We start from the raw sequence: 19,568 nt of genomic DNA on the forward strand, positions 1-19,568 counted from the left end.
GGGGGTGGCGGTGGGCGACGAGCCGTACTCCGCGTACGAGTGCTGCCGGGGGCCGTGCCCTGACCCGGCACCGCCCCGGTGGGGGCGGGGGGGGGGCGCGCGGGCGGCGCGCCCCCACCCCCGATCCGTACGTCACCCCCTGGGCGGGGCCGTGCCTCACGCGGGCCGGGCGGTGGCGGGGAGGTCCCCGTCCCGGCCGTGTAACAGGGGACCGTGCCGCGCGTAACACGGCCGAAGCACGCTGAACGGTATGCAGAACACCGCCACGCCCACGCACTGCCCGTACTGCGCCCTGCAGTGCGGGATGAACCTGACGCCCACGCCGGACGGGACCGTCGAGGTGAGCGAGCGCGCGGACTTCCCGGTGAACCGGGGCGCGCTGTGCGGCAAGGGCCGTACGGCACCCGCGGTGCTGGCCTCCGACGTCCGTCTGACCTCGCCGCTGGTGCGGTCCGGGGGCGAGCTGGTGCCCGCCTCCTGGGACGAGGCGCTGGACCGGATCGTCGCGGCGCTGCGCCGGACCCGCGCGGAGCACGGGCCGGACGGGGTCGGGGTGTTCGGCGGGGGCGGTCTGACGAACGAGAAGGCGTACACCCTCGGCAAGTTCGCACGGGTCGTGCTCGGCACGTCCCAGATCGACTACAACGGCCGTTTCTGCATGTCGTCGGCGGCCGCCGCCGGCATCAAGGCGTTCGGGCTCGACCGGGGGCTGCCGTTCCCGCTGGAGGACATCCCGAAGACCGGCTGCGTGATCCTGGTCGGGTCCAATCTCGCGGAGACCATGCCGCCGTCGCTCCGGTTCTTCAACGAGCTGCGGGAGAACGGCGGCACCCTGATCGTGATCGACCCGCGCCGCACGAAGACCGCCGAGCAGGCGGACCTGCACCTGGCGCCCCGGCCGGGCACGGACCTGGCCCTGGCGCTGGGCCTGCTGCATCTGGTGATCGCCGAGGGGCGGGTGGACGAGGAGTACGTCCAGGAGCGCACGGCGGGCTGGGAGGACGCGCGGGCCGCGGCGATGGCGCACTGGCCGGAGTACGTGGAGCGGATCACGGGGGTGTCCGTTCCTCAACTGCGGGAGACCGTACGGCTGTTCTGCGAGCCGGAGTCCGCGATGGTGCTCACCGCGCGCGGGCCCGAGCAGCAGTCCAAGGGCACGGACACGGTAGGCGCGTGGATCAACCTGTGCCTGGCGACCGGCCGGGCGGGCCGTCCGCTGTCCGGGTACGGCTGTCTGACCGGGCAGGGCAACGGGCAGGGCGGACGCGAACACGGGCAGAAGGCCGACCAGCTGCCGGGCTACCGCAAGCTCGACGATCCGGCGGCGCGGCGGCATGTCGCCGAGGTGTGGGGTGTCGACCCGGAGTCGCTTCCGGGCCCGGGGCGCAGTGCGTACGAACTGCTGGACGCGCTGGGCACGGACATCAAATCCCTGCTGCTGATGGCGTCCAACCCGGTGGTGTCGGCGCCGCGTGCCGCGCACATCGAGGAGCGCATCAGGTCGCTGGACTTCCTCGCCGTGTGTGACGTGGTGCTGTCGGAGACGGCGGCGCTCGCCGATGTGGTCCTGCCGGTCACGCAGTGGGCGGAGGAGACGGGCACGACGACGAACCTCGAGGGCCGGGTCCTGCTCCGCCGCCGGGCGATCACGCCGCCCGAGGGCATCCGCAGCGACCTGGAGGTCCTCCACGAACTGGCCGACCGGCTGGGCGTGGAGAAGGGCTTCCCGACCGACGCCGAGGAGGTCTTCGAGGAACTCCGCCGCGCGAGCGCGGGCGGCCCGGCGGACTACTCGGGGATCACGTACCGCAGGCTGGTGGAGGAGGACGGGGTGTTCTGGCCTTGTCCGGGGGCTGCGGAGGCGGCGGAGCCGGAGTCGCCCGCCGCAGGTGATACGTCAACGGCCGAGGCACACCCCGGCACACCCCGCCTCTTCCTCGACCGGTTCGCCACCCCCGACGGACGGGCCCGGTTCGTGCCCGTCTCGCATCGTGCGGCCGCCGAGGAACCGGACGACGAGTACCCCGTGCTGCTGACCACCGGACGGGTCGTGGCGCAGTATCAGTCCGGGGCGCAGACGCGGCGCGTGGCCGAGCTGAACGCCGCGGCGCCCGGGCCGTTCGTGGAGTTGCATCCGCGGCTGGCGGCAAGGCTCGGGGCGGCCGAGGGGGATCCGGTCGCCGTCGTGTCGCGGCGGGGCCGGGCGGTGGCGCCCGCGAGGATCACGAACGCCATCCGCCCCGACACCGTGTTCATGCCCTTCCACTGGCCGGGCGAGGGCCGCGCCAACACCCTCACCAACCCCGCGCTCGACCCGACCTCCCGGATGCCGGAGTTCAAGGCGTGTGCGGTGCGGTTGGAGGCGGTGCGGGGCTGAGTGGCCGGGGGCTAGCGCCGGGCCGGGGCCAGGGCCTCGCCGAGGTCGGCGATGTCGTCCCGGCTGCGGAGCGCTGTCGCCGCCGTCAGGTGGCCGAGGCGGAGCTTGGACGGCTCGTCAAGGTCCTCCAGGACCCCGGACAGATATCCGGCGGCGAAGGCGTCGCCCGCGCCTACCGGTTCCACGACCTCGACGGCGAGGGCGGGCGCGAAGGTGGACTCACCCGCCGCGTACGAGGTGGCGCCGTGCTCCGCGTCCTTGACGACGACGAGCGGTGCCGGGGCGAGCAGGCCCGCGATGTCGTCGGGGTGGGCCGTGCCCCACAGGGCCTCGGCCTCGTCACGCCCGACGAACACCAGGTCCGCGGCACGGGCCAGATCCCGCAGCGCCGGTGCCGCGTCGGCGTTCCGTCCGCTCCACAGGGCGGGGCGGTGGTTGACGTCGAAGGAGACCAACGGCCGGGGCCCCGCCTCGTCCCACGGGGTGCGGTGTACGACGATCTCCTCCAGCAGCCGCGCGCAACTGCCGGACAGCGCCGCGGTGATGCCCGACACGTGCACGATCCGCGGCCCGCGCAGCTCGGGCGCGCCGGCCAGCTCCGGTCCCATGTGGGCGGCGGCCGATCCGCTCCGGTAGTACAGGGGCCGGGTGGCGTCGGGGCCCGGGTCCTTGAAGTACACGCCGGTCGGATGCGCCGGGTCGACGGCGACGGCGCCCACCTCGACGCCCCGGGCGGCGAGTTCGGAGCGGATGCGCCGCCCGAACGCGTCGTCGCCGACCCGGCTCAGCCAGGCCGCGCGGTGCCCGAGCGCGGCCAGTCCGCAGGCCACATTGGACTCGGCGCCGCCGACGGAGAGACGGAGCGCGGACTGGTCGGCGAGCGGCCGGTCGTCCGGCGGGCTGAGCACGGCCATGGTCTCGCCGAGACACACGACGTCCGCCGGCACGTGCTCGGGGGATACGGCGGTCGGGTGGGGCACGGAGTTCTCCCGCGGGAAGGTGGGACACAGGAACGGTGGGACTACGGGCGTGCTGTCAGAGGACGGCCGGCGCTCCCCCGCCGAGCCGCAGCATCACCTTGCTGCTCGCGCTCGCCGGGTCCGCCGCGACCGTGAGGGCCCGCTCGGCCTGTTCCAGGGGGAAGCGGTGGCTGATGACGGGTGAGACGTCCAGGCCGTCGCGCAGGGCGGTCAGGGCGTCGTCGATCTCGTCGACGAAACGGTAGGAGCCGATCCAGGTGATCTCCCGGGTGACCAGGTCGCCCAGGACGGCGGGCTCGGCGGTGCCCGGCAGGTTCCCGACCTGTACGAGGGTGCCGCCCCGGGCCGTGGCCCGCAGGACCGCTCCCAGCGCGGCCGGTGCGCCGGACGCCTCGAAGACGACGTCGACGTCGTGCGGCAGTTCCTCGCCCCGGGAGACGTCGACCGTCGTGTCGGCGCCCATCCGACGGGCCACGGCGAGCGACGCGGAGGACAGGTCGGCGGCGCACACCGTGTCCGCGCCGCGGTGCTTCGCGGCCGCGACGACCAGCGAGCCGATCGGACCGGCCCCGTTGACCAGGACCGTACGGCCGCGCAGCGCCGGAACCCGGCCCACGGCGTGCAGGGCGACCGCCAGCGGCTCGGCGAGGGCCCCCGACTCGGTGTCCACGCCCTCGGGCAGCGGCCGGACCTGGGCCGCGGGGACCGTACGGAACTCGCTGAACCCGCCGTCGGTGTGCGGGGTGAGGGCCGCCGAGCCGAAGTAGCGGACCCGCTCGTGGAGGTTGGTGCGCCCGGCGAGCCGCTCCGAGGGCTCGCCGACGAGCTGGGCGGGGTGGACGGTGACGGCCTGTCCCTCCGACAGGCCCCTCACCCCGGAGCCCAGCGCCGCGACCCGGCCGGCGAACTCATGGCCGAGGACCAGCGGGTGGGCGAGGGCGGCGGTGCCGGAGGCGCCCTTCTTCCAGTACGCGACGTCGGAGCCGCAGATGCCGCCCCACTCCAGGGCGAGCAGCACCTCGTCCCGCGCGGGCTCGGGCCGGGGCCGCTCGTCGATCCTGACGTCACCGGCGCCGTGCACGACGACGGCCTTCATGGCGGTGACAGGGGTCATGCGGCGTCCTCCAGGCGGACCAGGTCGCGTCCGCGCGTCTCGGGCGAGAGCAGCGCGCTGACGAGGGTGATGAGGGAGTAGACGACGAGCATCGCGGCGATGGGCCACCAGCTTCCGGTGGCGGCGGTGAGGCTCGCCGCGAGGACCGGACCGATCGCGGTGGCGAGGACGCCGCCGATCTCCTTGGCCAGCGCGAGCTGGGTGAACCGGGTGCGGGAGCCGAAGAGTTCGGCCATGGTCACGCTCTCCAGCGCGAACAGTCCGAGGACGCCGAGGTTCAGGCCCAGGACCATGCCGAGCATCAGGGCGGGCGTGCTGCCCGAGGTGATCAGCATCATGAGCGGGAAGGCGGTGAGGGCCGTGAGAGAGGTGAGCGCCAGATACATCCGGCGGCGCCCGAAGCGGTCGCCGAGCATGCCGATGGCCGGCACCGTGAGGAAGCCCAGCAGCGATCCGTACACGATGGCGTCGGTGGGTACGGAGCGCTCGGCCGAGAGTTCGGTGGCGATGTAGCCGACGAGGAACGTCTGGATCAGCCCGGAGTTGCCGGCCTGCCCGAAGCGCAGCCCGAGCGCCAGGAAGAACGCCTTGCCCTTTCGCTGCTTCAGGCCCGCCTCCAGCAGCCCGGCGTCGTCGTCCGCCCCCTTGGTGACGGCCGTCTCAACCTCGCGCCGGCTCATCGCGACGCCGTCCACGACGTCGGGCCGCTCCTCGAAGACCGGGCTCTCCTTGAGGTTGCGCCGCAGCCACACCGCGAACAGCAGCAGTCCGAAGCTCAGCAGGAAGGGCAGCCGCCAGCCCCAGGACAGCAACTGCTCCTCGCTGAGCACGGCGAGCAGCACCGCCCACAGCCCGGAGGCGGCCAGCGTCCCCGAGTTGGTGCCCAGCGACACCAGCGAGGCGACCAGACCGCGCCGTTTCGTCGGGGCGTACTCGGCGAGCATCACGGTCGCGCCCGCGATCTCCGCGCCCGCGCCGAAGCCCTGGGCGAGCCGCAGGACGACGAGCAGAACGGGCGCCAGGATGCCGATGGTCGCGTAGGTGGGCAGGACGCCTATGAGGGTGGTGGAGGCGCCCATCAGCAGGATGGTGATCGTCAGGACCTTCTTGCGGCCGAGCCGGTCGCCCATTCTTCCGAAGTAGACCGCGCCGGCGAGGCGGGCGACGTAGCCGACGCCGTAGGTGGCCATCGCGGCGATGAGGCCGATGGCGGGGCTGACGTCCGGGAAGAAGATCTTGTTGAAGACGATCGCGGCCGCCAGCGAGTAGAGCTGGAAGTCCATGAACTCCATGGCCGTGCCCAGCCAGCCCGACACGGCGGCCTTGGTCAGGTCACGGGTGGTGCGTCGCACGCCGCCGGCCGGCTCGGCCGTGGTCGTGGTGTCCTTCATCGTGAACTCCGTTGTTCCGGGGACGGGTGGGGCGGACGGGAAGCGGGGGCGGGGAGCGTTCAGATGTCCACGTGTCCGGCACGCAGCGCCGGGAGATGCCGTACGACGGCGGTGACGAGCCCGGAGTCGCCGGCGAGGTCGGGCGCGCCGACGGTGGTGAGGAGCGCGCGGACGACGGCCGTGTCGTCCGCTCCGGTGTGCCAGCAGGCGGTGAGTGCGTCCCGGGCGGGGTCCGGGATGTCGTGGTCCCGGGTGAGGTTCGCCCAGCCCGCCAGGGCGAGTTCGAAGACCGGGGTGGCCGTACCGCGCTCGCGCAGGACGCGCAGGGCCGGCAGCCAGCGTTCGGTGATCTTGAGGGAGCCGTCCGAGGCGATCTGCCGCAGCAGGTGGCGCATGGCCGGGTTGCGGAAGCGGGCGACCAGGTCGTCGGCGTACCGGGCGGGGTCCGGGCCGCCGTCCGGCAGGGTGGGCGCGACCTCGGCGCACAGGGACCTGACGAGCCGCTCGCCCCAGTCGTCGGCCATCGCGTCGGCGACGGTGGTGCGGCCCGCGGCGATCCCGAGGAAGGCGAGTGCCGAGTGCGAGCCGTTGAGCAGCCGCAGCTTGGTGAGCTGGTAGGGCGCGACATGGGGCACGATGAGGGCGCCGTCCAGCTCCCACGGGGGACGCGGGGCTGTGAAGCGGTCCTCCAGGACCCACTGCCGATACGGTTCGCCGCTCACGGGCAGGGCGTCGTGGACGCCCAGCGCGGTGGCCGTCGCCGTGCGGTCTCCCGGGGCGGTGGCGGGGACGATCCGGTCGACCACGGTGGCGGGGAAGGCCACCTGCCGGTCGAGCAGGTCCAGGATCTGATCCCGGTCGCGCCCGCCCGCCGCGCGCACGGCGTCCTGGACCGCCGCCCGCAGCACGCCGCCGTTGTCCGCCATGTTGTCGCAGGACACGACGCTGATCGGCGCGGCTCCGGAGCGCATCCGCGCGGCCAGCCCGGCGGCGAGGCGCCCGACGACCGTGTCCGGGCCGGCGGCCCGGTAGCCCTTCTCCGTGATCGTCAGCGTCACCACCGTCACCTCGGGGTCGGTGAGCAGGGCGTCGACGGCCGCCCCGTCCCGCCCGAGCGCGTACGCGCCGGTCAGCGCGCCGACGACCCGGGGGACGCCGTCCTCGTCAACGCGCTCGGTCACCGAGTACAGGCAGTCCTGGGCGCGCAGGGCGTCGACGGTCGCCGTCGACCGGGGAGCGACGGCGGCGATGCCCCAGGGCTCGCCGGAGTGGGCGACGGCGTTCTCGGTGTAGACGGCCTGGTGGGCCCGGTGGAAGGCGCCGACGCCGAAGTGGACGACGCGGGTGCGCAGTCCGGCGGGGTCGACACGGGGGCGCGCGGCGGTCGGGAGGGCGTCGAGCGCTGCGCGGTTCAGCTGCTGCACGCCGCTCACCAGTCGTGCACCGAGCCGTCGAGACGGCGGGCGACCGGGAGATAGCGCCGCTGGTAGGGGAAGCGTTCGGCGGCCTTCTCGTCGTACTCGACCCCGAGGCCCGGCGCGTCCGAGGGGTGCAGCATGCCGTCGGCGAAGGTGACGCCCGTGCGGAACACCTCGGCGGCCTCGTCGGGGTGGCCCATGTGCTCCTGGATGCCGAAGTTCGGCACGGTGATGTCGAGGTGCACGGCAGCGGCCATGCTGACCGGGGAGAGGTCGGTGGCGCCGTGCGAGCCGGTGCGTACGTGGTAGAGCGCGGCGAGGTCGAAGATCCGGCGGAGGTGGGTGATGCCGCCCGCGTGGACCACGGTGGTGCGCACGTAGTCGATGAGCTGCTCGGTGATGAGGTGCTGGACGTCCCAGATGGAGTTGAACACCTCGCCGACGGCGATCGGTGTCGTGGTGTGCTGCCGTATGAGCCGGAACGCCTCCTGGTTCTCGGCGGGCGTCGGGTCCTCCATCCAGAACAGCCGGCAGGCCTCGACGCTCTTGCCGAAGCGGGCCGCCTCGATCGGTGTCAGCCGGTGGTGCACGTCGTGCAGGAGGTGGAAGCCGAAGCCGAAGCGCTCCCGTACGGCCTCCAGGTACGTCGGCGCGAAGCCGAGGTAGGCCTCGGTGTCCCAGGGCTGCTCGTCGGGGAGATCGGTCGCGGCCGGTTCGTAGACCTTGCCCTTGCGGACGCCGTAGGTGCCGCCGACGTCCGGGACCGCCGCCTGGGCGCGTACGGCCTTGTAGCCGAGGTCCAGATAGCGCTCTACGTCGTCGAGGAGGGAGGGCACGTCCGTGCCGCTGGCGTGCGAGTAGACCAGGACGCCGTCCCGGGAGCGGCCGCCGAGCAGCTCGTACACGGGGAGCCCGGCGGTCTTGCCCTTGATGTCCCACAGGGCCGTGTCGACGGCGGCGATGGCCGTCATGGTGACCGGGCCGCGCCGCCAGTAGGCGCCCTTGTAGAGGTACTGCCAGGTGTCCTCGATGCGCGCCGGGTCGCGGCCGATCAGCAGCGGGGCGAGGTGGTCGCGCAGATAGCTCGCCACGGCCAGCTCGCGCCCGTTGAGCGTGGCGTCGCCGAGGCCGGTCACCCCGTCCGAGGTGGTGACGCGCAGGGTGACGAACGTGCGGCCCGGGGAGGCGACGAAGACCTCGACGCGCTCGATGGTGCTCACTGAGGGCTCTCCTTCCCTGTCGTGCAGTGCTTGTATACAAGCACCTGTCGCACAGGGGAGCAATACCCTCGCTTCGATACGTAGGATGTGCACATGGCCCAGACGAACCGGCGGACCAGCCGGCGCTCCATCTACCTGAAGCTGCGTCAGATGGTGCTGACCCTCGAACTCCCTCCGGGCGCCGCACTGTCGGAGAACGAGCTGGCCGCGTCCCTGGGCGTGAGCCGCACGCCGGTGCGGGAGAGCCTGATCCTGCTGGCCCAGGACGGGCTGGTGCAGATCTTCCCCAAGATCGGGTCGTTCGTGTCCCGGGTGGACCCGGCGCAGGTCGCGGACGCGCAGTTCCTGCGGGAGGCCGTCGAACTGGCCTCGCTGGACGCCCTGCCCTCCGAGCTGGACGCGTCGGTCGTGGCGGAACTGCGGGACAACCTCGCTCGTCAGCAGCGCACACCGCTGGGCCTGGAGGAGTTCTTCGAGCTGGACGAGGCCTTCCACCACGGCCTGATGCGGCTGGGCGGCCACGGCGATGTGTGGACCACGGTCGCCGCGGCCAAGGGCCACCTGGACCGGGCCCGCCGGCTTGGCCTGCACGAGAACGTCTCACCCGCGGTCTTCGCCGACCAGCACCGGGAGATCTTCGACGCGGTCGTCGGCGGCGATCTCGCCCTGGCCCGCACCGCCATGCGTACGCACCTGCGCGCCGTCTTCAGCGACATCGAGCGCATCCGCGCCCACTCACCCGAGCTCTTCGCCACCGGCTCCTCGTCGGTGCCGGTGCGGCGCAACGTGGTGGTCTGGGAGTAGCGGAGTGAGAGACTCCGACACAGGCCTCGGTGGTGTCCGCACCCGAACTGCGGACACCACCGAGTGTCGTGAGGGGGCGGTTCAGCCCACCTTGACGGCGCTCCAGGCCGCGGCCACGGCCTTCTGCTCCGTGCCGCCGCTGCCGTAGAGGTCCTTCGCGGCGTTCAGGGTCGCCTTGCGGGCGGCCGCGTAGTCGGTCGAGGACGTCATGTAGACCGTCAGGGCGCGGTACCAGATCTTGCCCAGCTTGGCCTTGCCGATGCCCTTGACCGTGGAGGCATTGCAGGTCGGGGAGGAGTGGCTGACGCCGTTGATCGTCTTGGCGCCGCTGCCCTCCGCGAGCAGGTACGCGAAGTGGTTGCCGACGCCCGAGGAGTAGTGCACATCGAGGTCGGCGACCTTGTCGCTCCAGCAGTCGGCGGACTTGCCGTCCTTCGACGGCTTGTCCATGCGGCGCAGGGCCTCCCGGCCGAGCCCGGAGCGGACGACCTTCTCGCCGATGAGCCAGTCACCGGGGTCCTTGGAGTTGTTCGCGTGGAACTCCACCAGCGTGCCGAAGATGTCCGACGTGGCCTCGTTCAGTCCGCCGGACTCGCCCGAGTACGTCAGCGCCGCCGTCTTCGAGGTGACGCCGTGGGACATCTCGTGCCCGGCCACGTCCAGCGACACCAGCGGACCGAGCTGCTTGCCGTCGCCGTCGCCGTACGTCATGCAGAAGCAGTTGTCGTCCCAGAAGGCGTTGTTGTAGTTCTTGCCGTAGTGGACGCGGTTGAATGAGCCCTTGCCGTCGCCGGCGATGCCCTTCCGGTTGTGGACGTTCTTGTAGTAGTCCCAGGTGACGTCCGTGCCGTACTGGGCGTCCACCGCCACCGTGGCGCGGTCGGAGGTCGCGCCCGTGGCCCAGTGGTTGTCCGCGTCGGTGAAGAGCGTCGCGGGGGCGCGGGTCACGCAGACCGTGAGCAGGCACTTGTCCGTCTTGTTCTCCGCGTCGCCGGTGTATGTGCCGCCGCGCGTGGCGTCCTTCAGCAGGTACGACGTCCCGGACTTCGTCGTCTCCAGCGGAACCGTGCCGCCGTAGAGGGACTTGCCGTCGCCCGACACCGTCTCCATGGTGTCCCAGGCGTCTATTCGGTCGCCGGTCGTCGCGTCGGTCAGCACCGTGCGCCCGACGGGGTTGCCGAGTCCGTCGTGCGCGACCGCGTCGGTCTGCCAGGCCAGCTTCGGGGCGCCGTGCAGGGCGTCGACGACCAGGCGCGGCTTGGCGGTCAGCTTCTTCAGGGTCTCGCCGAGGTGCGCTGCGCGCAGCAGGCTCGCGGCCAGGTCGGCGGCCTTCGGGGCGGTCACCTTCGGGGTGACGCTGGCTATGGAGAGCGCGGACTTCGTCGCGCGGTTGGCGCCGCGGTACGTGCCGTCCGGGTTCAGGTGGAGTACGAAGTCGCCGCCGAGGACCGGGAGTCGGTGGTAGGTGCGGTCGTAGCGGACGTGCTGGGTACCGTCCTTGTCGACGACCACGTCCCGGACCTTCGTCTCCTGGGCCGAGCCGAGACCCAGTTCGGAGGCCCGGTCGGCGAGGACCGCCTCCGCACTGTCGATCGCGTCGGACCGGGTCGGCCGTTCGTCCGCCTGCGCGGTGGGGGAAAGCACGGCGGCCACCAGGGCGCCGATGCCGGTGGCGGCCACGCCTGCGGTGGCGAGACGGGAACCTCGGACGGGACGTATCCGACTCATCGGTCTCCTCATACGGGCACACCCGGTCGCGTGGGGTCGACCGGGGGCGGCGTTGATGTTGACCGCGAGTTAATTCGGCCCGGACCTGGCATGTCCATAGGCCCGTTGTGCAGGTGTGTGAGGGTGCAGAATCGTTCCTGTGACCCTCCCCTTCTTCGTCTACGGCACGCTCCGCCCCGGCGAGGTCAACCACGACCTCTTCCTGCACGGCCGCACCCGCTCCGAGGCCCCGGCACGGCTCGACGACGCGGTGCTGTACGCCGGGCCGGGCTACCCCTACGCGGTCGAGGAACCGGGCGGCGGCGACACCGTGACCGGGGAGTTGATCACCGCCCTGCCGGAGTCGTACGGGGCGCTGCTCGCGGAGCTGGACCGGCTGGAGGACTACGTACCGGGGGATCCACGCAGTCTGTACGAACGCGTCGAGCGGAAGGTCGTGAGGGACGCGGACGGGGCGACGGTCCGGGCCTGGGTGTATCTGGCGGGCCCAGGGGTGGCGGCGCGACTGCGGGCCGGGGGGCGACGGATCGAGGGCGGGGACTGGCGGGGGTGAGGGTGGCGCCCTTCTTCGGCGGCGCACTTCGGACCGCTGAGGCAGCTCACCCTCGTCAACTCCCGCCACCCATACCGATCACGCCCCGCAGATCCGGGCCCTGCACGCCCGCCCGCGCCGGGGCGACGCCAGCAGGACGTCGCAGCGGTGCCGTGCCAGTAGGTGCGCCACCGACGCCTGCCACCGTGACATCCTGACCGCCGAACGCGAGGAACGCGCCCGCATCCGAAGCGAGAAGGGCACCCGCCGGGGCGGACGCCCTCTGCGGACCGCAGTCCGGACGACCCGGCGACCTGCGCGGTCACGGCACCGGCCACTCCAGTCCAGCGCCCCAGCCCCCTGCTCGTTCAGCTCTGCCCGACAGCGTGTTCGATCCGATACTGCTCTGCCAGCTCCTCGAACTGTCCGGCAGCAGCCGCGCTCACGGTGACGGGCCGGGTCTCGCCCACCACACCGCGCACCTGGTCGGCCACCTGCGCGGCCCGCCCGCCTGACGCGTAGACGCCCAGGACAAGGACCGCGGCCTCGATGCCGTCACCGGCCCGCTCGTCGTCACCCAGGGTGAAACAACTCCACGGCACGTCACACGGTGGCGCGTGGTCGGGGTCCGGACACAACAGACGCGTGACCGGCTCCTTCAGCGTCAGCGCCTCCCGCACGCTCCGGCATCCATGGATCCGGACCTCGTACGCCCCAGGCTCATCCACGCCGTCACAACCCCCTCAAGCTGTCAGCACCGCTCCGTGACTCCGACAGTAATGAGCACGGAACAGCGCCGCATCAGGTCTCTCCCCTAGGTGAGGGCGAACCACTGCTGGGCAATAGGCCCCCGGTGATCGTTTCCGGTCACGGCACCTCCGGTCACAGCGCCCTGGGCGTGAGGACGCCCCGCCGGCCTCATGCCCGGCGGGGCGTCTCCGCGCTCCCGTGGTCATCCGTGCGCTCGGGCGGCGATGGCCGTGCGGCGCAGGGCGGCCCGGAACCGGACCGGAGCGAGATCGATACGCCCGGGACGACGTGCGGGTCAGTCCGCGTACGGGTGGGTCGTCCTCGCGTGGCGCAACGCCTCGCCCCACCAGGCCAGTTGGTCCAGCATGGTCTTGGCCGCGGCGTCCGGGCCGGTGGGGTCCCGTAGGGCGCCCTTGTCGTCGAAGGACGCGCCGGCGTTGTGGAAGGAGACGGTGTCGCGGACCGTCACGGCGTGGAGTTCGGCGAAGACCTGGCGGAGGTGCTCCACCGCGCGCAGGCCGCCGGAGAGGCCGCCGTAGGAGACGAGGGCGACCGGCTTGGCCCGCCACTCGGTGAAGTGCCAGTCGATGAGGTTCTTCAGGCCCGCCGGGTAGGAGTGGTTGTACTCGGGGGTGAGGACGACGAAGGCGTCCGCGCGGGCCAGTTTCGGGGTGATGCCGGAGAGGGCGGCGGTCGCCTCGGGGGTGCGCTCGAAGGACATCGGCAGGTCGGTGTCGGCGACGTCGACGACCTCGGCGACCAGGTCGTCCCGGCCCCGGAGGCGGTCGAGGAGCCAGTCGGCGACGACGGGACCGAAGCGGCCGTGGCGGTTGCTGCCGATGATGAGGGCCACATGGAGGGGCTCGGTCGTGGAGCGGGCGGCGGTGGATGCGTGGGCAACGGTGGGTGCGTGCGCAGCGGATGCGTTCATGCGGCACAGCCTCGTACCTCAACCTTTGTTGAGGTCAAGCCCCGATGTGCCCCCATGCCCGGGTCACCCGTTCACACGTGCTCGCCGGGCTTTTCCGGGACCTGCCCGCAGAACGCCCCTGACCTGCCCGAACACCCCCCGGCGGCCGTCGGGCGGCGCACCCCCTGACACCCATTCACCCCAATTCTGACGCTCCCTCAGAAAGCGCGGCCGCCGCGCTGCCCGTTACCTCGGAAGGGCAGGTGCACGAACGAACCGCTCGAAGGAGCACCGATGCGACGTACCGCCCGGCCGCTGACCGGCACCGTGCTCGCCGTCGCCGCCGCGGCCCTGGCCGCCGCTCCCGCGTACGGGGCCGCCGGTGGCCTGGAGGTCTCCCCCTCCTCGGTGGTCCCGGGCGGGCAGGTCACCGTGCGCACGGCGGCCTGCGGCGACGGCGGTACGGCGACGGGTGACGCCAGTGCGGTCGGGGCCGGTTCCCTCGGCCTGGCACCGGGCCCGGACGGCCAGGACGCCATGGGGCGGTTCAGGGTGCCGCCGAGCGCGCAGCCGGGGACGTACGAGATCACCGCGACGTGCGGCGGGAGCGGCCGGGTGGTCACGGGGGACGTGGTGGTCACGCTGACGGCCGTGCGCCAACAGGTCCATCCCAGGGGGAGTGTGAAGACGGGGGTCGGCGGCACTCTGGGCCCCGATCCCGTGCAGACCGCGGCAGGTGTGGCGGCCCTCGCCGTCGCCGCCGCGGGCGGTACCTGGCTCCTGCATCGCCGGGCGAGAGGCGACGGGATCTGACGGACACCCTCCGCTGTCCGTCGCCGGTACCGCATGTCCCCTCCCCCTCCGGGTCCGACGCCCCTCGCGGCCCGGAGGGGGGTACGGGGCCCGCAGGGCTCCTGAAACGCGGAGGGCAGAGGGCAGATCAGGAAAGGGCCCGCCATGCGCAGATTCCCCAGGTACGGCAAGACGTTCGGCAACCCGGCCAACGCCGCCATGGCGGCCGTCACGGTGTTCGCCCTGTGCTGCGGGGCGTGGCTGTTGCGCAGCGGCGCCGAGACGCACGCCCCGCCCCAGCCGTCCTCCGCGCAGGCCCGCGCGAGCCAGGACGGACAGGACAGGCAGGACGGGCAGGACAGGCGGGACGGGCAGGAGGGCCGGGCCGGACAGGCCGGCCGGGCCGGTGAGCGGCATGCCGCGCCCGCGCTGCCGCCCTCGCCGCCCGACCGCATCCGCATCCCGGCGATCCGGGTCGACGCGCCCCTGACCGGGCTCGGCCTGACGAAGACCGGCAGCCTGAACGCGCCGCCCGCCGCGCGCGGGAACCTCGCCGGCTGGTACGAGGCCGGCACCACGCCCGGTGAGCGGGGCACCGCGATCGTCGCCGGCCATGTCGACAACGCCGACGGCCCCGCCGTCTTCTACGCCCTGGGCGCCCTGACCAAGGGCAGCACGATCGAGGTGGACCGGCGCGACGGCAGAGTCGCCGTGTTCACCGTGGACGCCGTCGAGGCGTACCCCGCGAAGGACTTCCCCGACCAGAAGGTCTACGGCCCCGCCCGCCGCCCCGAGCTGCGGGTCATCACCTGCGGCGGAGGCTACTCACGGGCCACCGGCTATCAGGGCAACGTGGTCGTCTTCGCGCATCTGACCGGGAGCCGGTGAGCCGCCCAGGATGTTGGCTTTCCCCCAGGCCCCCAGGCCCCCAGGGGCTCCAGTGCCTCGTTCAGGGTGACGCCGCGCGGCGTCAGCGAGTACTCCACGCGGGGCGGCACCTCGTCGTACGCCTCGCGATGCACCAGGCCGTCGGCCTCCATCTCGCGCAGATGCGAGGCGAGCACCTTCTCGGTGACGCCCGGCAGCTCCCGGCGCAGTTCGCCGAAGCGGCAGGGCCGCTCGTGCAGCGCCCAGAGGATGAGCACCTTCCACTTGCCGCCGATCATGTCCATCGCCGCGTCGATCCCGCAGATGTACGCACCCGGCCGCCGCCCCGTCGTCCCCATGCCCCAACCCCTTCCCCTGCTGCCGCCTGCATGCTTCCCCCGGGGAAACCACCCACTTCCAAGTGGGTACTTGAGCAGCCCCTTCCCCTCCGACGACTCTAAACGCCATGACTGACAACGCTGTTGCTCCCCGTACTCCCCTCACCCTTCTCGGCACCGGTGCGATGGGCACCGCCCTGGCCCGCGTCTGGCTCGCCGCCGGTCACCCGGTGACCGTCTGGAACCGCACCCCCGCCCGGGCCGAGGCCCTGGCCGCCGAGGGCGCGGCCGTGGCCGCGAGCGCCGCCGAGGCGGTGGCCGCGAACCGCCTGGTGATCGCCTGCCTGCTCGACGACGCCTCCGTGGGCGAGACCCTGGAAGGGGCCGACCTGGCCGGGCGGGACCTGGTGAACCTCACCACCGGCACCGCGGCCGAGGGCCGTGACCGCGCCGCCTGGGCCGAAGCCCGCGGAGCCCGTTTCCTGGACGGCGGCATCATGGCCGTACCGCCGATGATCGGGGTCGCGGACTCCGGCGGCTATGTCTTCTACAGCGGCTCCCCCGAGCTGTTCGAGGAGCACCGCGACACCCTCGCCGTCCCGGCCGGCACGCGCTGGGCCGGGGCCGACCCGGGCTTCGCCGCGCTGCACGACGTGGCGCTGCTGAGCGCGATGAGCGGCATGTTCGCGGGCATCACCCACGCCTTCGCGCTGATCCGCCCGGAGGACATCGCACCGAGAGACTTCGCCCCGCTGCTCGTGGACTGGCTGACCACGATGGCACCGGCCGTGCACCAGACCGCCGACCAGCTGGAGAGCGGCGACTACACCGGCAACGTCGTCTCCAACCTCGCGATGCAGGTCGCCGGCAACACCACCCTGCTGCGCACGGCCGAGGAACAGCGGGTCAGCCCCGAGCTGCTGACCCCGTACATGGCCCTGATGGAGCGGCGCCTCGCCCAGGGACACGGCGACGAGGACGGGACGGGGATCATCGAGCTGCTGGCCCAGGATGCCCGCTAGATCCGCCGGGCCCGCTGGGCCTTGGACCTGCTGGACCCGCTAGATCTGCTGGACCCGCTTGAAGAGCCGCCCTGCGAGGTCGACGCCCGTGATCGTGCCGCTCTCGTCGCGGGAGAAGTAGCCGCGCTGTCCCTTGAGGCCGCCCTCGGTGACGATGTACTCGTCGCCGTCGCCGGGGAGGAAGGCGATGTCGGCGGCCGGGTAGTCCGGGGGCATCTCCTCGTCCGAGGCCTCGCGGATCTCCGGCTTGATGCCGACCGCCAGGGTGAGGCGGGTGCCGTCGGTGGCGAGGTCGAGGTTCATGGCGTCGATCTCGTAGCGGCCGGCGACCTGCCGGGCCCGTCCCTCGTCGTACGGGAGGGGCTCCACCGTCTTCTCGGTGACGCCGAGGTAGTGCTCGAGCGCCCAGCGCACGACGGACTGGTTGAAGGGGTAGCCGTCGGGGCCGACGTTGGACAGGGAGACCACCGCGAAGTCCCGCTCGGGGACGATGAGCAGCTCGGCGAAGTGGCCGTTGCCCGAGCCGCCGTGGCCGATGCCGTGCAGGCCGTCGAAGTCGTGCAGGAACCAGCAGATGCCGAAGCCGTCGCCGAGGGTGCTGCCGCGCAAGGCGACCGTCTGCTCCCGCATGCGGCGCAGCTCCGCCGCGGGCAGCACGCCCTCACCGTCGCCGAGCTGGAAGCGGGCCCAGCGCAGCAGGTCGCTCACCGAGGAGGCGAGGCCGCCGCCGGGGTTGTCGGCGCGGGCGCCCTCCCTGAAGGCTCCCCAGGGGCGGGCCGCCCGCAGCTCGCCGTCGTCGCCGCGGTTGTAGCCCACGGCGTGCTTGCGGACCATGGCCTCCGACAGTCCGTACACGGTGTCCGTCAGGCCCACCGGCTCCAGGAGCAGTGACGCCATGGCCTGTTCGAAGGGCAGACCCGTGACCTTCTCGACGACGCGGCCGGCCAGGTTGTATCCGGCCTGGCTGTACGAGGCCCGGGCGCCGGGCGGGGCGATCAGCGGCAGGGCGGGGAGCTTGCGTACGAGCCCGGCCAGGGAGCGGTCGCCCTCGCCGTCGTCGATCAGGTTCCAGTCGAGGCCCGAGGTGTGGTTGAGCAGGTTGAGGACGGTGATCCGCTCCGCGGCCTGCTCGTCGGCCAGCTGCAGTTCGGGCACGTAGCGCCTGACCGGGGCGTCCAGGTCCACCTTCCCCTCGGCGACCAGGCGCATCAGGGCGGTCGCCGTGAAGCTCTTGGAGACCGACGCCAGCGGGAACAGGGTCTTCTCGTCGACCGGCAGCGGGCCGGCGAGGCTGGTCACGCCGTGCGAGGCGTAGAACTCCTGACCGCCCATGAGCACTCCGACGGCCACACCTGGGACGCCGAACTCCATGGCCTGCGTGGTGACGAAATCCGACAGCTTCTCCTGCGTCATGGCTCCCCCTCCGGCACTTGAACTAAGTACGAGTGTGAGCGTAGGCCACGACTTGAACAAAGTGCAAGGCTTTTCACGGACGTCGAAATGTCTTCATGAACTAAGTGCAAGTACAGTGGTCGCCATGCCGCGAGACACACTCACCGCCGACCGGATCGTCCACGCGGCCATCGAGCTGCTCGACGAAGAGGGGCTGGACGGCCTCAACATGCGGAGCCTGGCGAAGCGGCTGGGCTCGGCCGCCACGGCCGTCTACTGGCACATCAAGACCAAGGACGACCTGGTGCGGCTCGCCAGCGACACGGTCTGGCACGAGGTCGAGCTGCCCGATCCCGACGCCGCCGACGCCGACTGGCGCACGGCCGCCACGGCCCTGGCCGAGGGCATGCACGCGATGCTCACCCGGCACCCCTGGCTGGTCCAGGCGTTCGGCAGTCATCTCCTGTACGGGCCCGGTCAGGCCCGGTACAACGACCTGAGCCTCGCGATCTACGAGAAGGCGGGGTTCGCGCCCGAGGACGCGGACCGGGCGGCGGCCGCCGTCTTCACCTTCGTTCTCGGCAGCACGCTCGGGCCCGCCGCCGAGGTCTCACTGAATCGGCGGCTGGGCAGGAACGGTGCGGATGCCGGGCAGTTGCTGGCCGATGCGGTGGCGCGTGCCGCGGAGACCGCGAGGGAGTTTCCGCGGCTGCGGGAACGCCTCGGCACCAAGGCCGCGGTGGAGTACGCGGCGGCGCCCGACAGCAGTTTCGAGTTCGGGCTCCGGGCTCTTCTCGACGGGTTCGAGGCGCGTCTCGCGGGCGGCTGTGGGGGGTGATGTGCGCGCGTTGTTCGGCTGCGGCGCCGTCGTGGTCGGTCGCGCAGTTCCCCGCGCCCCTGACAACAGGCCGTCGTTCGGCCGCGGCACCGTCGTGATTGGTCGCGCAGTTCCCCGCGCCCCTGGAGGGCCCTGAGGACACAGGACGGTTCAGCCCTGCCTGCGAGCCCTTCGACGAGCGCCCAGCATCACTCGTATCGAGCCCACCATCGGCGGTGATACGGACCCGCGCAGCAGTCGGGCGCCCTGCGCGAGCGCCGCGTCCGCGGTGAGCAGTTCGATCTCGACGACTGCCTCCAACAACACGCCGTTGCGGCTCGCGGTCAGGACGGGCAGTTCCTTGGCCGCCAGCAGGGAGGTGCGCGCCGCTTCTATCTGGCACTCCAACAACTCCCGTACGCCCGGCGATTGGCGCCCCTCCGCGAGGTCCCTCTCCGTCACCGAGAAGCGTGCCAGCGTTTCCGTCGGGATGCCCAGCCGCCCTTCCGCCAGGTCCTCGGCGAGATCGTTGACGAAGTCCAGCCGCTGACTTCCGTCGATGAACATCCGGCACCCTGCCCGGAAGTCCCCGTCCTCGTGCTCCGGCCTCAGCAAGGACGCGACCAGCATGAACGCGGGCAGCGAGTAGGAGTCCACATACGCCTGGTAGTCGGCCTCGGTGGCGAAGCCGGTGAATTCCAACTCGGCGGTGGCGGTGGCCAAGTACTCCTCCACCACCTCCCGGAGCCGCGGGTACGCCGCGGTGGTGTGCAGCAGCGTACGGATCAGCGGATCGTCGCTCACCCCGCTGTCGAGCGCCTTACGCACCTCCTGCTCCCACGCCCCCCACGCCGCGACTCGCTGTGGCTTCGGGCCGGTGTCCAGCAGGTTGTCCCCGTGATGCATCACCGCCGTCGCCGCCACCACATGAGGCAGCACCGCCTTCGGCAACAGCAGACGGGCCGCAAGGTACGAGGCACGTCTGAAACGCGCGACTGACTCCCGCTGAGCGCTGTAATCCCGCCGGAGCTCCGGCTCCCGTATCCCCGCAACATCCAAGCTCTGATTCCACGCACTCATGCGCCGATCGTAGGCAGGGCGAACCTGCCGGTCAGC

At 72.3% G+C, this 19,568-nt stretch carries 18 protein-coding genes; 7 read left to right on the forward strand and 11 right to left on the reverse strand.

Features of this window, described 5'->3' with window-relative positions; translation table 11 throughout:
- Positions 1-250 precede the first annotated feature (250 nt).
- Positions 251-2,377 carry a molybdopterin oxidoreductase family protein gene (locus tag ACFT32_RS25125; RefSeq protein ID WP_382493254.1) on the forward strand — a complete coding sequence of 709 codons (2,127 nt, stop codon included), beginning with the start codon at positions 251-253 and terminating at the stop codon, positions 2,375-2,377.
- Positions 2,378-2,388: 11 nt separating this feature from the next.
- Here ACFT32_RS25125 and ACFT32_RS25130 read toward each other — a convergent pair whose 3' ends face one another.
- Genes ACFT32_RS25130 through manD form a run of 5 tightly spaced genes read right to left on the reverse strand, consistent with a single transcriptional unit; the run spans position 2,389 to position 8,500 of the window.
- Positions 2,389-3,357, reverse strand: coding sequence for a sugar kinase (locus ACFT32_RS25130; RefSeq protein WP_382493256.1), 969 nt, complete (start codon positions 3,355-3,357; stop codon positions 2,389-2,391).
- A 55-nt stretch (positions 3,358-3,412) separates the two neighbouring features.
- Complete coding sequence (locus ACFT32_RS25135; protein ID WP_382493259.1) at positions 3,413-4,471, reverse strand: L-idonate 5-dehydrogenase; 1,059 nt, start codon at positions 4,469-4,471, stop codon at positions 3,413-3,415.
- Complete coding sequence (locus tag ACFT32_RS25140) at positions 4,468-5,862, reverse strand: MFS transporter (RefSeq protein WP_382493261.1); 1,395 nt, start codon at positions 5,860-5,862, stop codon at positions 4,468-4,470. The genes ACFT32_RS25135 and ACFT32_RS25140 overlap by 4 nt, the downstream gene beginning before the upstream one ends.
- 59 nt (positions 5,863-5,921) lie before the next feature.
- On the reverse strand, positions 5,922-7,286 hold the full coding sequence (locus ACFT32_RS25145; protein WP_382493264.1) for a mannitol dehydrogenase family protein: 1,365 nt from the start codon (positions 7,284-7,286) through the stop codon (positions 5,922-5,924).
- A 5-nt stretch (positions 7,287-7,291) separates the two neighbouring features.
- On the reverse strand, positions 7,292-8,500 hold the full coding sequence (gene manD / locus ACFT32_RS25150; RefSeq protein WP_382493267.1) for a D-mannonate dehydratase ManD: 1,209 nt from the start codon (positions 8,498-8,500) through the stop codon (positions 7,292-7,294).
- Positions 8,501-8,593: 93 nt separating this feature from the next.
- On the opposite strand from manD, the gene ACFT32_RS25155 reads away from it, so the two are divergent.
- The gene (locus ACFT32_RS25155; protein ID WP_382493270.1) at positions 8,594-9,304 is read left to right on the forward strand and encodes a GntR family transcriptional regulator; all 711 of its coding nucleotides are present in this window, start codon (positions 8,594-8,596) and stop codon (positions 9,302-9,304) included.
- 81 nt (positions 9,305-9,385) lie between these two features.
- Here ACFT32_RS25155 and ACFT32_RS25160 read toward each other — a convergent pair whose 3' ends face one another.
- Complete coding sequence (locus ACFT32_RS25160) at positions 9,386-11,032, reverse strand: M4 family metallopeptidase (protein ID WP_382493272.1); 1,647 nt, start codon at positions 11,030-11,032, stop codon at positions 9,386-9,388.
- A gap of 139 nt (positions 11,033-11,171) precedes the next feature.
- On the opposite strand from ACFT32_RS25160, the gene ACFT32_RS25165 reads away from it, so the two are divergent.
- The gene (locus ACFT32_RS25165; RefSeq protein ID WP_382493275.1) at positions 11,172-11,585 is read left to right on the forward strand and encodes a gamma-glutamylcyclotransferase family protein; all 414 of its coding nucleotides are present in this window, start codon (positions 11,172-11,174) and stop codon (positions 11,583-11,585) included.
- Between the two features lie 347 nt (positions 11,586-11,932).
- Here the strand turns inward: ACFT32_RS25165 and ACFT32_RS25170 are convergent, their stop codons facing one another.
- Complete coding sequence (locus ACFT32_RS25170; protein ID WP_382493278.1) at positions 11,933-12,244, reverse strand: hypothetical protein; 312 nt, start codon at positions 12,242-12,244, stop codon at positions 11,933-11,935.
- Between the two features lie 365 nt (positions 12,245-12,609).
- A complete protein-coding gene (locus tag ACFT32_RS25175; RefSeq protein ID WP_382493280.1) occupies positions 12,610-13,245 on the reverse strand; it encodes an NADPH-dependent FMN reductase in 636 nt (211 codons plus the stop codon).
- 273 nt (positions 13,246-13,518) lie between these two features.
- On the opposite strand from ACFT32_RS25175, the gene ACFT32_RS25180 reads away from it, so the two are divergent.
- Positions 13,519-14,037, forward strand: coding sequence for a hypothetical protein (locus ACFT32_RS25180; RefSeq protein WP_382493283.1), 519 nt, complete (start codon positions 13,519-13,521; stop codon positions 14,035-14,037).
- Between the two features lie 144 nt (positions 14,038-14,181).
- Positions 14,182-14,904 carry a class F sortase gene (locus ACFT32_RS25185; RefSeq protein WP_382493285.1) on the forward strand — a complete coding sequence of 241 codons (723 nt, stop codon included), beginning with the start codon at positions 14,182-14,184 and terminating at the stop codon, positions 14,902-14,904.
- On the opposite strand, the gene ACFT32_RS25190 is transcribed toward ACFT32_RS25185, so the two are convergent.
- Positions 14,859-15,242 (reverse strand): winged helix-turn-helix transcriptional regulator, encoded by a 384-nt coding sequence (locus ACFT32_RS25190; protein ID WP_382493288.1) that lies wholly within the window; start codon positions 15,240-15,242, stop codon positions 14,859-14,861. The two genes, ACFT32_RS25185 and ACFT32_RS25190, sit on opposite strands and share 46 nt — an antisense overlap.
- A gap of 107 nt (positions 15,243-15,349) precedes the next feature.
- Here ACFT32_RS25190 and ACFT32_RS25195 point away from each other — a divergent pair, with 107 nt between their 5' ends.
- The gene (locus tag ACFT32_RS25195) at positions 15,350-16,243 is read left to right on the forward strand and encodes an NAD(P)-dependent oxidoreductase (RefSeq protein WP_382493291.1); all 894 of its coding nucleotides are present in this window, start codon (positions 15,350-15,352) and stop codon (positions 16,241-16,243) included.
- Positions 16,244-16,282: 39 nt separating this feature from the next.
- Here the strand turns inward: ACFT32_RS25195 and ACFT32_RS25200 are convergent, their stop codons facing one another.
- Entirely contained in the window at positions 16,283-17,656 is a 1,374-nt protein-coding gene (locus tag ACFT32_RS25200) for a serine hydrolase domain-containing protein (RefSeq protein ID WP_382493294.1), read from the reverse strand.
- A gap of 124 nt (positions 17,657-17,780) precedes the next feature.
- Between ACFT32_RS25200 and ACFT32_RS25205 the strand changes: the two genes are divergently transcribed.
- Positions 17,781-18,473 carry a TetR/AcrR family transcriptional regulator gene (locus tag ACFT32_RS25205; protein ID WP_382493296.1) on the forward strand — a complete coding sequence of 231 codons (693 nt, stop codon included), beginning with the start codon at positions 17,781-17,783 and terminating at the stop codon, positions 18,471-18,473.
- Positions 18,474-18,623: 150 nt separating this feature from the next.
- On the opposite strand, the gene ACFT32_RS25210 is transcribed toward ACFT32_RS25205, so the two are convergent.
- Positions 18,624-19,532: a squalene/phytoene synthase family protein gene (locus tag ACFT32_RS25210; protein ID WP_382493299.1), complete on the reverse strand. Its 909-nt coding sequence runs from the start codon at positions 19,530-19,532 to the stop codon at positions 18,624-18,626.
- Between the last annotated feature and the right edge of the window lie 36 nt (positions 19,533-19,568).

The organism is Streptomyces sp. NPDC057002, assembly GCF_042673825.1.
In the GTDB taxonomy this organism is placed as follows: domain Bacteria; phylum Actinomycetota; class Actinomycetes; order Streptomycetales; family Streptomycetaceae; genus Streptomyces.